The sequence below is a fragment of the Parafrankia sp. BMG5.11 genome, from assembly GCF_004337455.1.
The window spans coordinates 77,798-92,132 of record NZ_SJXI01000080.1 but is presented as its reverse complement, the minus strand read 5'-3'; the positions used below and the strand labels follow the sequence as shown (position 1 = coordinate 92,132).

Annotated in this window: 14 protein-coding genes; 11 read left to right on the top strand and 3 right to left on the bottom strand. The window is 68.1% G+C overall.

What is annotated here, in order from left to right:
- The first annotated feature begins 38 nt into the window (after positions 1-38).
- The 8 genes from E0504_RS40280 (at position 39) to E0504_RS40245 (ending at position 7,409) form a co-directional block, all read left to right on the top strand.
- A complete protein-coding gene (locus tag E0504_RS40280) occupies positions 39-1,094 on the top strand; it encodes a zinc-binding dehydrogenase (RefSeq protein WP_071084225.1) in 1,056 nt (351 codons plus the stop codon).
- An 87-nt stretch (positions 1,095-1,181) separates the two neighbouring features.
- A complete protein-coding gene (locus tag E0504_RS40275; RefSeq protein WP_131626960.1) occupies positions 1,182-1,700 on the top strand; it encodes a nuclear transport factor 2 family protein in 519 nt (172 codons plus the stop codon).
- A gap of 43 nt (positions 1,701-1,743) precedes the next feature.
- Positions 1,744-2,589, top strand: coding sequence for an NAD(P)-dependent oxidoreductase (locus tag E0504_RS40270; RefSeq protein WP_131626958.1), 846 nt, complete (start codon positions 1,744-1,746; stop codon positions 2,587-2,589).
- Between the two features lie 124 nt (positions 2,590-2,713).
- Positions 2,714-3,523, top strand: a complete 810-nt coding sequence (locus E0504_RS40265) for an NAD(P)-dependent oxidoreductase (RefSeq protein WP_071084227.1) — start codon at positions 2,714-2,716, stop codon at positions 3,521-3,523.
- Positions 3,524-4,396, top strand: coding sequence for a sugar phosphate isomerase/epimerase (locus E0504_RS40260; protein ID WP_071084228.1), 873 nt, complete (start codon positions 3,524-3,526; stop codon positions 4,394-4,396).
- 8 nt (positions 4,397-4,404) lie between these two features.
- Positions 4,405-5,202: an SDR family oxidoreductase gene (locus E0504_RS40255; protein WP_084132059.1), complete on the top strand. Its 798-nt coding sequence runs from the start codon at positions 4,405-4,407 to the stop codon at positions 5,200-5,202.
- Between the two features lie 286 nt (positions 5,203-5,488).
- Positions 5,489-5,956, top strand: coding sequence for a nuclear transport factor 2 family protein (locus tag E0504_RS40250; RefSeq protein WP_071084230.1), 468 nt, complete (start codon positions 5,489-5,491; stop codon positions 5,954-5,956).
- Positions 5,957-6,581: 625 nt separating this feature from the next.
- Complete coding sequence (locus E0504_RS40245) at positions 6,582-7,409, top strand: alpha/beta hydrolase (protein ID WP_306769314.1); 828 nt, start codon at positions 6,582-6,584, stop codon at positions 7,407-7,409.
- Between the two features lie 79 nt (positions 7,410-7,488).
- Here the strand turns inward: E0504_RS40245 and E0504_RS40240 are convergent, their stop codons facing one another.
- The 3 genes from E0504_RS40240 to E0504_RS40230 form a co-directional block, all read right to left on the bottom strand.
- Positions 7,489-8,241, bottom strand: coding sequence for an SDR family NAD(P)-dependent oxidoreductase (locus E0504_RS40240; RefSeq protein ID WP_071084232.1), 753 nt, complete (start codon positions 8,239-8,241; stop codon positions 7,489-7,491).
- On the bottom strand, positions 8,238-9,512 hold the full coding sequence (locus E0504_RS40235) for a cytochrome P450 (protein ID WP_131626955.1): 1,275 nt from the start codon (positions 9,510-9,512) through the stop codon (positions 8,238-8,240). Before E0504_RS40235 ends, E0504_RS40240 begins: the two co-directional genes overlap by 4 nt.
- Before the next feature lie 68 nt (positions 9,513-9,580).
- Complete coding sequence (locus E0504_RS40230) at positions 9,581-10,642, bottom strand: dihydrodipicolinate reductase (protein ID WP_131626954.1); 1,062 nt, start codon at positions 10,640-10,642, stop codon at positions 9,581-9,583.
- Between the two features lie 256 nt (positions 10,643-10,898).
- Between E0504_RS40230 and E0504_RS40225 the strand changes: the two genes are divergently transcribed.
- The 3 genes from E0504_RS40225 (at position 10,899) to E0504_RS40215 (ending at position 13,257) form a co-directional block, all read left to right on the top strand.
- Positions 10,899-11,540 carry a TetR family transcriptional regulator gene (locus tag E0504_RS40225; protein WP_071084235.1) on the top strand — a complete coding sequence of 214 codons (642 nt, stop codon included), beginning with the start codon at positions 10,899-10,901 and terminating at the stop codon, positions 11,538-11,540.
- Positions 11,541-11,639: 99 nt separating this feature from the next.
- Positions 11,640-12,815 (top strand): amidohydrolase family protein, encoded by a 1,176-nt coding sequence (locus E0504_RS40220; protein WP_071084236.1) that lies wholly within the window; start codon positions 11,640-11,642, stop codon positions 12,813-12,815.
- Positions 12,816-12,828: 13 nt separating this feature from the next.
- Positions 12,829-13,257 carry a cupin domain-containing protein gene (locus E0504_RS40215; RefSeq protein WP_071084237.1) on the top strand — a complete coding sequence of 143 codons (429 nt, stop codon included), beginning with the start codon at positions 12,829-12,831 and terminating at the stop codon, positions 13,255-13,257.
- Positions 13,258-14,335 lie beyond the last annotated feature (1,078 nt).

The window sequence follows — 14,335 nt, the reverse complement described above, 5'->3', positions numbered from 1 at the left end:
TGACGGGAACAGGCTGGGCGCGAGCGTGGGGAGAGCTGATGAGAGCCGCTGTGCTGCGCGAGGGGGTTGTCGAGGCGCGCGTCATCGACGACCCGGTACCGGGTCCGGGCCAGCTGCTGGTCCGGTCGCTCGCGTGTGGGATCTGCGCGTCGGACATCCACTTCATGGACCACCTGGAAGCGGGCGTCGACGATGACAGCGGCATGTCGACCTACGACCGTGACGTCGACATCGTGATGGGCCACGAGTACTGCGCCGAGGTCGTCGACTACGGCCCCGGCACCGAACGCCGGATCGCCGTCGGTACTCGGGTGAGCTCGCTGCCGGTGCTGTCCACGAGCACCGGGCGCAGGATCGTCGGGCAGAATCCGGAGTCGCCCGGCGGGTTCGGTGAATACCTCCTGCTCGACGAGGCGATCACCCGCGTCGCGGCCTCCGAGCTGCCGAGTGAGATCGTGTGCATCGCCGACGCGATCTCGGTCGGCTGGTCGGCCGCCTCCCGGGCACAGGTGACGGCGAGGGAAGTGCCGCTGGTCATCGGCTGCGGCGCGATCGCGCTGTCCGCGATCGCGCAGCTGAAGCGGCTGGGGGTCGGCCCGATCCTGGCGGTGGACTTCGTCGCCTCGCGCCGGCAGACCGCGTTGGCGATGGGAGCGGATGTGGTCATCGATCCTGCCGAGGTCTCGCCGTACCAGGCCTGGCGTGATGTGGCCTACGGGCCGCCCGAGGCGATGCGGCAGCTGATGGCGGTGGCCGGGCTGCCGGGATGCGTCGTGTTCGAGTGCGTGGGCATTCCGGGAGTCCTCGACTCGATCATCAAGGGTTGCGAGCGCGGCACCAGGATCTTCTCGGTCGGTGGTCCGCCGGAGGGCGACCACCTCCACACCCTCACCGCGAAGCGGAAGGGCATCAACATCCAGTTCGGTGGCGGCCCGTCGATGCAGCACTGGGACGAGGCCTTCGAGGCGGTCTGCTCGGGCAGCCTCGATGTCACACCGATGCTCGGCCGGACCGTCGGGCTCGACGGTGTCGCCGAGGCGCTGGACGCCGCCCGCGACGCCAACGGGCCGGTCCGCATCGTCGTCGTGCCCTAGTGTCGCGACCGCCCCGCCCGGCGCAATCAGCGCGACCGGCGCGACCGGCGAGGTCCGGGCCGCGCATCTGCAGAAGGGCTGTCATCCATGAGTGAGATCGAGGACCTGCGGGCCACAGTCGAGACGCTGGCAACGAGGATCGCGCGGCTCGAGGACCAGGTTGAGATCATGCAGCTCGTCGCTCAGTACGGACCCGCCGTCGACAGCGGGTCGGCTGACGCCGCGGCGGAGCTGTGGACCGAGGACGGCACCTTCGACGCTGTTCCCCAGCTGCGCATGCGGGGCCGCGACGACATCGTCGCCATGGTCAACGGTGGTCACCAGCGCCTGATCCAGGGCGGCTGCGGGCACGTCCTGACCGTGCCGCACATCGTGGTCGACGGGGACGAGGCGACGGGGCGCAGCTACGCGCTGAACATCCGTTGGGATACCGACGCCGACCGGTTCTGGGTGGCCCGGGTGTCGGCGAACACCTGGCGCTGGACGCGCACCCCGCAGGGCTGGCGGATCAGCGAGCGGGTGAACGCCAACCTCGACGGCACCCCCGAACACCGCGCCATGCTCGCCCCACCCCGGCGTGCCGCCGACGGCACGCCGGCGCAGTGACGGGCGGCGGCCCCGTCGAGACCGCACGCCGTCTGGAGGATCAGTGAAGATCGGGTTCATCGGACCGGGCCGGATGGGCCGGCCGATCCTCGACCGGCTGAGGGCCGCCGGCCACGACGTCACGGTGCTCGTACGTCGCCCGGAGGCCAGAGCGGCGGCGGAGGCCGATGGCCTGCGCTGGGCGGCCACGACAGCGGAGACCGTCCGGGATGCCGACGCGGTGTTCGTCGTGGTGCTCAGGGACGAGCAGGTCCGGCAGGTCTGCCTCGGCCCCGACGGCGCCCTCGCCGCCATGCGGCCCGGTGCGACGCTCGTCCAGCACACCACCTCGGATCCCGCGACCGCGAGCCTGCTCGCCGAACAGGGGGCGGCCCGACACATACGGGTCCTCGACGCGGCGCTCTCCGGTGGCCCGCACGACATCGCCGCCGGCCGCCTCACCCTGTGGGTCGGCGGCGACGAAGCCCTGGTGGACGAGATGCGGCCGGTTCTCGGGGCGTACGCGTCACCGATCATGTTCGTGGGGCGACTGGGCGACGGCCAGCGGGTCAAGCTCGTGAACAACGCGCTGTTCGTCGCGCAGGTCGGTCTCGCGATCGACGCGGTGCGCCTGGCGGGTTCGCTCGGCATCGAGGAGAAGGCGATCCTGGCCGCCGTCCAGCACGGCAGCGGCGCGAGCCGCGCCCTCGCGGTCGTCTCCAGCGGCGCGTCGGTCGACACGATTCCCGGCCGCATCGGCGACCTCATGCTCAAGGACGTCACGGTGGTCCGCGAGGTCGCCCGCAGTACGGGCGCGGACCTGGGAATCATCGGGACGGTGCTGGCCTCCGACGCGGTCGAGACGAAGGTGCTCCGCCAGACGAGCGGTGTGTCCGCCCGGACACCATGACCACCGGTACCGCGGGCGGGGCAGGGCGAGCCGGCCGACCGGTCCCGGACCACGCGCTTCGCGCCTTCGGGCGGCCCTCGGCCGCAGGCCGCGGAAAGCCGGGCACCACCACAGGGAGGACACCGTGAAGGTTGGATTCATCGGACTCGGCAGCATGGGACTGCCGATGGCCCAGCGCCTGGCAGCGCAGGGCCACGACCTGACTGTCTACGCCCGCCGGGCGGCCTCGCTCGAACCATTCGCGGGCACCAGCGTGACCACCGCGGCCACCCCGGCGGAGATGGGCGCGTCGGTCGACGCAGTCGGTATCTGCGTCTTCGACGCGGCAGGGGTGGAAGAAGTCCTGTTCGGGCCGGACGGCCTCGCCAGCACCCTCAGGCCCGGCGCGGTCGTGCTCGTCCACAGCACGGTGGCCCCCACGCAGATCCGGACGATCGCCGAGCGGGCGGCGACGCACGGTCTGCGTGTCCTCGACGCACCGGTGAGCGGAGGGGAACCACGGGCTCTGAACGGCGAGCTGACAATCATGATCGGTGGGGACGCCGAGACGCTCGCTGACGTCACCGAGTTCCTCACAGCGCTGTCCAACCATGTCGTGCACCTCGGCGAGGTCGGGGCGGGATCATACGCGAAGCTCATCAACAACACGATGTTCGCCGCGCAGATCGCGCTCGCGGACGACGCGATGAAGGCTGGTGAGTCGCTCGGCGTCGACCCCGGCGGCCTCGCGGCGGTCCTCACGACCAGCAGCTCGGTCTGCATAGCCTCCAGGGTGCGGTTGCGTGCCCTTTCCTTCGCCGGCCTCGCCGACTCACCGGCGAATCTGACGCTCACCAAGGATGTCACGCTGATGACCGACGTTCTCGGCGATGCCCCCGGGCGCGAACTGGTCGCCGTGGCGCAACGTTTCGTCGCCGGCATGCGGTCAGACTGAATGCCGACGCACACCACGGTGCCGATCGCAGCGGGACGGCTCGCCCTTGAGCACCAGACTGTTCTCGGGCTGCCGCCGGTGGAGTTCGTGCACCTCGCCGCGGACCTCGGCTGCCGGTACATAGCAGCCGTGCTTGTCGGCAACCCGGTGAACCCACACGGCTACGAGCCGTTCTCGCTGCGCGACGACGCCGCGCTGCGCCACCGGACGATCGCCGCGATGCGCGAACGGGAGGTGTCGATCTCCCTTGCCGAAGGGTTCGTCGTTCGTCCAGGCGGCGACGTGCGCGGGTATGCCGCCGATCTGGACGTGATGGCCGGACTCGGTGCCGCGGTCATCAACACCGTCACCATGGACCCGGACCTCGGCCGCAGCCACGACGAGTTCGGGACGCTCGCCGAGATGGCGGGCGAACGTGGGATGCAGACGACGATCGAGTTCGCGCCCTCGTTGACCATCGGGGATCTCGACTCGGCGCTGGCGGCGGTCCGTCATGTCGCCCGCCCCGACTTCCGGCTGCTCATCGACACCATGCACCTGGTGCGGTCCGGCCACACCCCGGCGGACCTGGCCGCGGTCGATCCCACCCTGATCGCCTACGCACAGCTCAGCGACAACACGATCCGGCAGCGCGGCACGGTCTACCGCGAGGACTCGATCGACCGGATGGTGCCAGGTGAGGGGGAGCTCCCGCTGCGGGACATTCTCGCCGTACTCCCTCCGGACATCGTGATCGGCCTCGAAGTTCCCATGCTCTCCGCGGCACAGGCCGGCGAACCGACCGAAGAACGAGCCCGCCGCTGCGTGCAGGCGGCGCGCGACCTCCTGACCGCCACGGGCGCCGTCGACCAGGCGCCCAGAACCGAGAGGTGACGACAGCTGTGACAGGACAATACGGACCGTGGGGCATTGTCGCCGGCGGGTCCGACGGAGTCGGCGCCGCATTCGCGCACGAAATGGCAGCTCGGAACCTCAACGTCGTCCTGGTCGCCCGGCGGGTCACAGTCCTGGAAGCCTTCGCCGAGGAGATACGAGCCGAGTACGGCGTCGAGGTCCGTACGGTCGCGCTCGACCTCAGCACACCGGACGCTCTCGCAAGGCTCGCGGACGCGACCTCCGACCTCGAAATCGGACTCTTCGTCTACAACGCCGGCGGTGACGACTACAGCACCCCCTTTCTCGACAAGGACCTCGACACCCACCTGAAGCTGATTCACCGCAACTGCGACAGCGTCGTCGAAGCCGCCTACCGCTTCGGCGCCCCGATGGTCGCCCGACAGCGCGGCGGCGTCATACTGGTCACCTCCGGCGCGGCTTGGGCCGGCGGCGCGACCCTCGCCACCTACGGCGCCACCAAAGCCTTCGATCTCCTGCTCGCCGAAGCACTCTGGGCCGAATGGCGCACGAGCGGAGTCGACGTCCTCGCTCTCGTGCTCGGCAAGACCGACACCCCGTCCATGCGCCGCGTGTTCGACGCGAAAGGCGAACCCTACGGCGACGCCGCTGACCCAGCCGACGTCGCGAAACAGGCACTCGACCATCTCGCCGACGGGCCCACCTGGATCTTCGGCAGCCAGAACCCCACCGGCGGCTCACCCTTCGGCGCCACCAGCCGCCGCGACGCCGTACTCGCGATGAGCCGACACTCACACACGAGCCGCGCCAGCACCGGGTCGTGACCGGCCGGTTGCGTCCGTGCGACGCCGCGGTCCGGCCAGCTTGGCGCGCATCACTCCCGCCTGGTCAGCCTGCCGTCGAACCCGAATCCGAATCCGGACCAGCTCGTCGGCGAGATTGACCATAGTGCGTGTCGCGTGCGCCACGACGGTGGAGGGCTACCTCGACGTCCGCCGCCCGGAATTCCTCGATCCGACGTCACGCCGCCAGTGAGGTAGGAGCCAGCCGCTGCATCGCCCGCCAGGAACGCTCACGGCCCACTGTCCCGAGAAAGGCAGAAAGACAGCCATGTCCGACATCCGAGAGGACCGCGAACGGATCTGCGATGTAGTGCTCCGCTACGCCACAGGAATCGACCAACGAGACTGGAATCTCTTACGAACCTGCTGGACGCCCGAGGTCGAGGCCGACTATGGCGCTTTCGGACAGTTCACCAGCGCAGACGCGCTCACCGAAACCATGGCACGGACCCACGAGAACATGGGCCCGACCTTCCACCGCATCTCAAACATCGTCATCGAGATCGACGGAGACCAGGCGTCCGTCCGCTCTTACGTCCACGGCGTTCTGATGGTGACTCCCGACGATCCGGGCAACTGGGTCGATGTGATCGGCAGCTACGAGGACGTCCTCATCCGAACCACGGAGGGCTGGCGCATCAGCCGCCGTATCGCCCGCACCGCCCGGACGCTGACCGCCAGCACCGCGCTCCGCACCGGCAGCGGACTTGATGGAAGCCGAAGGGCAGCGCCATGAGCCTGTGCGGGGGAGTGTCCGCTCAACGGCCACTGCCTGTTGGCGTGATCGTCGGCGGCGTCCGCGAGTCTCCTACGCCCGCCTTCGACAGCGTCTCCCCGCGCTGACCGAGCTTCCTGATTCGCCTCCTCGATGCGGCCGAGCAGTGCGCCGCCAGCGGCAGGACCATGCACGGCTGACGACCAGATCCACGGCTGACCGCAGGAACCACTGAGCATCGTCGGCGGGATTCGTCCGGTGGCCGAGCAGCCGCTGCCGGAGGATGCAAGTGGAAGCACGACGACCAGTCGAGAGGCCCGGCCAAGCCGGTGGCGTCACGCTGCGGGACGTCACCTCGGGTCGGCACGAGCCCCTTCTATTAGGACGTGACCTTCTATAAATCCCCACGCGTCGCTACAGCCCCGTGACAGGGATGTGGCCTGCGTCCACCACGTGAGCTCTCCATTGAGGCACGACGAGGAGGTTTCGCATGACCGCCACGGACATCCAGCCGTCGGTCCATGTACCAGCGCGTGACATCCCGGTTCCTGGGTCAGTGAGCGCTGAGGCTCAGGCGGTACTGGCGATGGCCCCGATAGAACTACCGGACTACCCTCCACTGGACGACATTGCGGCGTGGCGAACCATGATCGCAGCGAGGGACGCGGCGATCCGGCCACGCCTGGTCGACCGGGCCTCCCGCATCGCCGCCGACGTGGAGGAGATCGACCTCGGCGGCGTCGGTACCTTCGTCATCACACCGCGCGGCGCTCCGGACAACGAGCGCGTCTTTCTCGATATCCACGGCGGTGGTCTGATCATGGGTGGCGGCGACCTCTGCCGGGCCATGGGCGTCTCCACGGCCGCCCGCGTCCACGCGCGAACCTGGGCTATCGATTACCGGATGCCGCCGGACCATCCCTACCCGACGCCCCTCGACGACTGCCTCGCCGCCTACCGCGCCCTGCTACGGGATCACCGCCCCGAGAGCATCGTCGTGGGCGGAGGTTCCGCTGGAGGCAACCTGGCGGCTGCACTTGTCCTGCGAGCGCGTGACGAAGGCCTCCCTATGCCCGCCGCCGTCGTCCTACTCACCCCGGAACTCGATCTCACCGAGTCAGGCGACTCCTTCCAGACCAACCTCGGCGTTGACACTGTCCAGACAGATAGTCTGATGCCCGCCAACCTGCTCTACGCTGCCGGTCACGATCTTTCGGACCCGTACCTGTCCCCGTTGTTCGGCGACTTCTCAGCAGGCTTCCCACCCACGTTGCTCGCGACCGGTACGCGGGACATCTTCCTGTCCAACACCGTTCGCATGCATCGGGCGCTGCGAGCGGTTGGGGGCTCTGCTGAGTTGCACGTCCTGGAAGCGGCGCCGCACGGCGGGTTCTTCGGAAGCGCCCCCGAGGATCGTGAACTCGAACGTGAGGTCCGCCGGTTTATCCACACACAGTGGGCGCTGAGCCTGTAAGCCTTGGGGTTCATGCTCCTACTGCCAGCGATCGCTCCGGTGGGAAGGACGCAGGCGCGTCCAATGGTGTCGAGTTCTGTCAGCGACGTGGTGGTGTGCCAAGGGACATGCCACCGTCGACGGTGAGGACCAGGCCGGTGACGTGGGCGGCGCGGTCGCTGGCGAGGTACAGCGCGGCCTCGGCGATGTCGCGGGTTCTGCCCTGGTGCGGCAGCGGCTGCAGGCGGGTGACGGTGGTTTTGTCGAAGGCGGCGTTGATGTCTGTGGAAATGTTGGCGGGGGCGATGCAGTTGGCCCTGATGCCGTGCTCGCCCACCTCCACCGCGAGGCAGCGGGTGAACTGGACGACGCCGGCCTTCGCCGCCCGGTAGGGCAGCATCCCGATTCCGGGGGTGACCCCGGCACCTGAGGCGATGTTGACGATGGCACCGCCACCGTGATCGACCATGTGCCGGGCGGCGCTGCGGCTGCAGGCCATGACCCCGTAGAGGTCGACGGCCACTACACGTTCGAAGTCGCGCAGGTCGTCGTCGAGGAAGCGCCGTAGTCCACCGGACACACCGGCGTTGTTGCACAGTACGTGCAGTCCGCCGAAGTGCTCGATGGTGAAGTCGACGAGTGCGTGCGCCTGGGCGGGGTCGGAGACGTCAGTCGTGAAGAAGGCGGCGCGCCCGCCAAGCTTCGCGGCGACGCCCTGACCGCCGGTGTCGATGTCGGCGACGACGACCTTGGCGCCTTCGGCGACGAACCGCGTGGCGATCGCGCGGCCGATCCCGTTGGCGGCACCGGTCACGATCGCGACCTTGCCTTCGAGGTCTCCGGTGGCCGTCATACTGGCGTGAACTCGATGTGCAGCTTCCGCAGGCCGCGCAGGATGTAGGTCGGGTGGTAACGGAAGCGCCGCGCTCCTGGGGGGCCGTGCTCGGCCTCGGAGATCCGGATGTCGGTCGTGCGGTCCAGGAGGCGTTCGAGGGTGATCCGGCCCTCGGCGCGGGCCAGCGGCGCGCCGGGGCAGTAGTGGGCCCCGTGGCCGAAGGCGAGGTGCTCGCGGGCGTTGTCCCGTTCTGGGAGCAGTTCGTTGGGATGATCGAACTTGCGCGGGTCGCGGTTCGCGGCGCCGTTGAGGACCATCAGCGTGGTGCCGGCTGGTAGGTCCACGCCGCCCACGGTGACGGGCACCTTGGTGAGCCGGAAGTCGCCTTTGATCGGGCTTTCGAACCGCAGGATCTCGTCGATGAACCCGGGGATCAGGTTTCGCTGGTGCCGCAGCCGTTGCTGGAGCTCGGCGTCCTCGGCCAGGACCTGCACGGCGGCGGCCAGCATGCGCACCGTCGTCTCCTGGCCTGCCGCGAACAGGTTGGCGGCCAGGCGCACCACGTCGATGACCTCGGGTGTCGTGCCGTCCCGGTAGGTGGCCTGCGCCAGCCGGGTCAGGACGTCGTCACGCGGAGACCGGCGACGATCCTCGACGTAGGCGGTGAACGCCTCGTACAGGAACTCCAGGGGCGTGTCGGCCAGCTGCTCACCGTCGGTGCTGCCGAACCCGCCCTTGGCCTGGCCCGTACCGCGTCGGAACAGGTCATGGTCCTCCTCGGGCACGCCGAGCAGGTCGGCGATGACCACCATGGAGAAGGGCCCGGCGAAGTCGGCGATGAACTCGCACCGGGCGTCGCCGAGAAACTCCTCGAGGTACCGGTCGGCCAGCCGCCACATGGCCTCCTCGTTCTGCTTCAACCGTCCGGGAGACAGCAGGCGCATGAGCAGGGCGCGGTGCTGGGTGTGCTTGGGCGGGTCGAAGGTCGGCAGCTGGTCGCTGTAGGGAAGTTCGTCCCGGTGCGCCTCGATGAGTTCGGAGATGTCGTCACCGTCGAGCGGAACCGGGAAGCCGGGGAACGGGCCCGTCACCGCCGTGCACGAGGAGAACCGGTCGCTGTCGTGGTAGATCGCGAGCGCCTCGTCGAAGCCGGTGACCATCACCACGCCCTGGTGCGGCTCCCGTGACACGGGACACCGCGCCCGCAGCGCGTCGTAGTAGGGGTAGGGGTCTGCCACCAGCTCTTTACTGGTGAAGAAGTCCACTCCATCGATGTCGACCACACGCATCTCCGATTCAACAAGCTTCCTTCAGCGGCGAGGCGCGTCGGCCCCGGCCTGTCGACCTGAATGTTGGTCTACTTCGCCCCGAAGGTGGGGATGATCGGCGGCAGGTCGAAGATCGTGCGGATGCCGGGTTCGGCCTCGACGAGGTACGGGATCGTGTTCACGGCCGGGGTCGCGGTGTAGCCGGCCAGGTGCTCGGAATACCCCTCGTCGGTCGTCCCGTAGGTGACCCGGACCTGCATCGGCGCGTCGCCCCTGGTGGTGAACAGCCAGCCCTCGCCGCCCATGTTCCAGTCCTGGTCGAGATGCTGGGTGCAGAACCAGTGTGCCCGGAAGATCATGAACGGTCTGCCGTTGCGCAGGCCCGCGACGGTGATTCGCTGGGCGGCCATGGTGCCCTTCTCGATGACGTAGCCGTCCGAGAGCGTGTGGGGCTCGGTGGCGCGGGCGGCCTCCGCACGCACCTCCCAGCCGTCGAGCGGGAGTCCGATCGCGTCCGCGAGAGCGGCGAGCGACTGCTGGTAGCCCACGAAGGCGGTTCCTATCCGCGCGGCGGGCAACTCGCTGGTGGCGACCGGCGCGCCGAAGCCCATCAGTTTGATCATGTCGGGCCCCACTGAGGCCGGGATGTCGGCGTACTCGTCGATGGTCAGCTCGTCGAAGCGCCGCATGGGGTAGATGAGCGTCAGTGGCATCGTGGTGGTGCTGTAGCCCGGGCTGCTGCCCGTGGCGTGGATCGATGTTCCGCCCTGCTGGCACGCCTCCTCGATGCGGGCCCGGATGGTCGGGTCCATCGTCGAGGCGTAGAAGAACTCGCTACGCGTCGTGATGACGTTGATGCCGGAGCTGAGTAGCCGCGTCAGGTCGTCGAGGTCGAAGCCCTCCTGCATGTACAGCACGCAGTCGGGCTGGAGCGCCACAACGTCGTCGATCTTCTGAGTGGCGAGGATGCCGACCGGGTCGATCCCCGCCAGGACGCCGGCGTCCTGACCCACCTTGCTGTCCGAGTAGACGTAGAGCCCCACCAGCTCTAAGAACGGGTGCTCGACGACGCCTCGGATGGCCTTCTTCCCCATCCGCCCCGCCGCCCACTGGACGACGCGGTACGTCTTGTCCGACTGCCCCTTGGTCATCAAGGTCCTCTCGCCTGGCCCGGTTGCCCGGTCGCCACTCCGCGACCGAACCCGCGGGCCCGTTGATGTTGAAAATGACAGTAGCAGACAAAAAACTTCCACGTCCAGGGACGGCAGATCGGTGCACCTGAGACGCCAAGAACGCCCAGTGACATGGGAGATCCCCGCTCACGCGCGGGCCGCATCATGGCTGCCAGGACAGTTCCGCAGTGTCATAGGATGATGTTCCAGGGTCGAAGGAGAGAAAGGGCATCCGGTGGAGGGCGAAACCCACGTAGAGGCTGGCGGGCGCAAGAGCGAGATGACCCGTCAGCGACTGCTCGTCGCCGCGCACCACCGGTTCCGCACCCACGGCTACGTCGCGACCACCGCCGCGGCGATCGCCGAGGACGCCGGCGTGACCGAGCGCACATTTTTTCGTTACTTCCCCGCCAAATCCGACGTGCTCGTCGACGATTGGCGGGTCCGGCGCAAGCTGCTGAAAGACGTGCTCGCCACCTCGGACGCGCCCGAGCTGCTCGAGGTGGCACGCGCGGCCATGCGCGCGTTCACCGACCACCTGCGCGCAAGCATCGAGGCCGGGCGCGACAGCGTGCTCCGTGTCCTCAATGAGCGGGAGGCCTCGTCCGCAGTGCTGGAGGTGCTTCTGGCGGTGGAGCACGACCTGACCAAGGAGCTCGCCCGGCGCGCCGGCCGGTCCTCCGAGGACTTCGAGGTGCGGCTGGCGGCGTACGCGACGGTCGGGGTGTTCCGGGCGGCGCTCCGTGCGGTGGTCGCACTGGGCATGGCCAGCTACATCACCGCGCTCGTCGACGACGGGATGGACCGACTGAGGCCGCTCTACGCGGGCCTCGACCGGGGCCCGTCTCGTCCAGGTGACCGGCTGGACACACCATGACGGTCGGATCTCAAGCTCGGAGACCTTGACAGCCACTGACATTTCCTTCAGTCTTCGTCGTCATCCACCGCATGCGCGGAACTCCCGAGGGGATGCGACGTGACCCTGACCAACGACGCCTATGTCGACCAACTCAAGATCTGCGACGTTGATGCCCACGTACTCGAGCCACCGGACCTCTGGACGTCCCGGATGTCGAAGAAGTGGGGCGACCAGGTGCCGCACATCGTGCGGATCAACAACAGGGACACCTGGTACATCGGCGACACCCGCGTAGGCACCGCGGTCGGTGGCCAGGCGCAGGCGGGGTGGAAGGCGCCCTACCCCAACACACCTCTCTACTACGAGGACGCGCATCCCGGCGCGTGGAAGGCCGACGAGCGCCTCGCCTGGATGGATGAGAACGGCATCCACTCACAGGTGCTGTACCCGAACATGATCTCCTTCCACACCGCCCGACTGCTGACGTTGGACCCACAACTCCGCCTCGAGATCGTCCAGGCGTACAACGACTTCCTGAGCGACTTCTGCTCGGCAGCTCCGGATCGGCTCATCGCGCTCACCAACCTTCCATGGTGGGATCTCGAGCAGAGCCTCGCCGAGCTCGAGCGTTGCTACGCCCTCGGGCACAGGGGCCTCAACTTCGGCTGGCAGTTCGAGCGGGCCGGCCTGCCGCCACTGCGCTCAGATCACTGGGAGCCGCTGCTGAAGATGTGCCAGGAGATGAACGTGCCCGTGAACTTCCACACGGCCTTCAACGAGTCTTTCGAAGAGGACCAGGGCCTCGTGGCCAACGCGGAGTCGTTCAGCACGCTGGACCTGGCCAAGATCTCCGCTCAGTCCATGCTCGCGAACGCCAACTGCATCTCAGAACTGATCCTTGGCCGCCTTTGTGAGCGTTACCCGACGCTGAAGTTCGTCTCGGTGGAGAGCGGAATCGGCTACATCCCGTTCCTGCTCGATTCGCTCGACTGGCAGTGGAGCACCCTTTCCACCCACCTCGACTACCCGGACATGCTGCTGCCGTCGGAGTACTTCCGGCGACAGATCTACGCCACGTTCTGGTTCGACCCTCATGTGGGTGCGCCGGCGGCGCTGTACCCGGACAACTTCATGTTCGAGACCGACTTCCCGCACTCCACCTGCCTCGCGCCGGCGCCGAACTCCAGTGCGACCGGACCGCGAGAGACGATCAGCAAGAATCTGGGCGATCTGCCCGCGGATCTCGTGCGGAAGGTGCTGCACGAGAATGCCGCCCACGTCTACAACCTGTGATTCGAGGATCCACGTGCGACTACTTATCACTGGAGTAAGCGACGACGGCAGCTCCTGCGTGGTCGAGAACCGAACTCCGAGCGAGGTGCCCTTCGAGGAGGGCGGGATCATCGTCGTGCAGGCGGCCAGGACCACGTCGTCTCCGCCTCCCCCGCGTCCGCCGGGGCAGGGCCACCTGGTCAAGGTCGAGGCCACACCCGGCACCGCTGGCTGGAATTTCATCAAGTTTCCTCCGCGGACCACGACCGGGCTTCACCACACCGACAGCCTCGACTTCAACGTGATCCTCGAGGGCAGCGTCGACCTGATCCTGGGCGACGGGCCGCACCGGCTCGGTCCCGGTGACGCGGTGGTGCTCAACGGTGTCGACCACGGGTGGCAGACCGAGGAGTCCGCCTGTCGCATGAGCGTGGTCGTCATTGCCACGCCTCCGCTCGACTAACATCGTTTTCTGTCCGTCATTGTGGGAATTCCGTCGGCAGCGCCCGCCACACGCAGCCGTTGTGCGTCACGTAAAGAATCTCGTCCGCCCTGTCCCGCCGAGGGCGCTTCTCCGGCCTGACGTCCTTTTTCGCCACCGGCCAGCAACCGGTCCACTACCGCCCACTCGGCATCGGACAGGCCGGACAGATACCGGCGGACTCGTGACAGGCTGCGACAATCCCGACCCCTACGCCACCGGTCACGTCACCACACCGACTGGCCGGGCGCGAATTCTACCCCCCGCTCACGAGAATCGTGATTTCCGACAGGCGCTCCACGGAGGACTGATGGACTGAAAGGCGCACCTTCGGTGCGGGAGGCGACCGAGGCGTCCGCGTCGGGCGGGAGCCAAGCGCCGCGCCCCAGGTCGGCTTCACCCCGCCTGCCGACTCATAGGCTCCCTGCGCTTCGAACCGGCGATCAAGGTCCGGTCACCACCTGCTGGTGACCGGGCCTTCCCTTATCGATCGGAACCTTCCCGGCGACGCGCACCGCGGTAACACCCTCCGCGCCACCGGACCCGCTACTCTGCGCTCGTCCGGTGCTGGGTCCGATGTAGCCCCACCCGCTGGTCCCCCGAGCGGGTGGGGCTACATCGCAGTCATCACAGGGCCGGCGGTCTCCCGGCTCGCCTGGTCGATACTCCGGGCAGCAGATGATCTGCCAGGCCCGGATCTCATCCCGCGCCACCGAAGCACGCCGCCCCGAAGGCCCGGCCGAACATTGAAACCCACGGGGAGCAGCGAACCAAAGCCGTACTTAACGATGCCGCCCACGTTGGGGCTCGAGATGGTGCTGGGTGCCGCCCGCACGGCGAAGATCGCCGGGATGACCTCCGTCAAGCGTTCCTGCACGGTCGCATAGGCGTCCTTGATTTCCGCTTCCGACCTGACCTAGCCGCCGCACAAGCGGACGGTCTACCAGACTCGATCTTGCGCACCGTCGCAGGTCATGGCGCCGACGCGACCGGGCCAGACGAGCTTCGTTGCCATACAAGACCCATAGCTTGTGGCAACGTCCGTGGACACAGGCCTCGT

What these genes read in the sequence shown, in the direction of transcription:
- E0504_RS40280 (WP_071084225.1), top strand. Translation starts at nt 39, where the DNA reads ATGAGAGCCGCTGTGCTGCGCGAGGGGGTTGTCGAGGCGCGCGTCATC.
- E0504_RS40275 (WP_131626960.1), top strand. Translation starts at nt 1,182, where the DNA reads ATGAGTGAGATCGAGGACCTGCGGGCCACAGTCGAGACGCTGGCAACG.
- E0504_RS40260 (WP_071084228.1), top strand. Translation starts at nt 3,524, where the DNA reads ATGCCGACGCACACCACGGTGCCGATCGCAGCGGGACGGCTCGCCCTT.
- E0504_RS40250 (WP_071084230.1), top strand. Translation starts at nt 5,489, where the DNA reads ATGTCCGACATCCGAGAGGACCGCGAACGGATCTGCGATGTAGTGCTC.
- E0504_RS40245 (WP_306769314.1), top strand. Translation starts at nt 6,582, where the DNA reads ATGATCGCAGCGAGGGACGCGGCGATCCGGCCACGCCTGGTCGACCGG.
- E0504_RS40240 (WP_071084232.1), bottom strand. Translation starts at nt 8,241, where the DNA reads ATGACGGCCACCGGAGACCTCGAAGGCAAGGTCGCGATCGTGACCGGT.
- E0504_RS40235 (WP_131626955.1), bottom strand. Translation starts at nt 9,512, where the DNA reads ATGCGTGTGGTCGACATCGATGGAGTGGACTTCTTCACCAGTAAAGAG.
- E0504_RS40230 (WP_131626954.1), bottom strand. Translation starts at nt 10,642, where the DNA reads ATGACCAAGGGGCAGTCGGACAAGACGTACCGCGTCGTCCAGTGGGCG.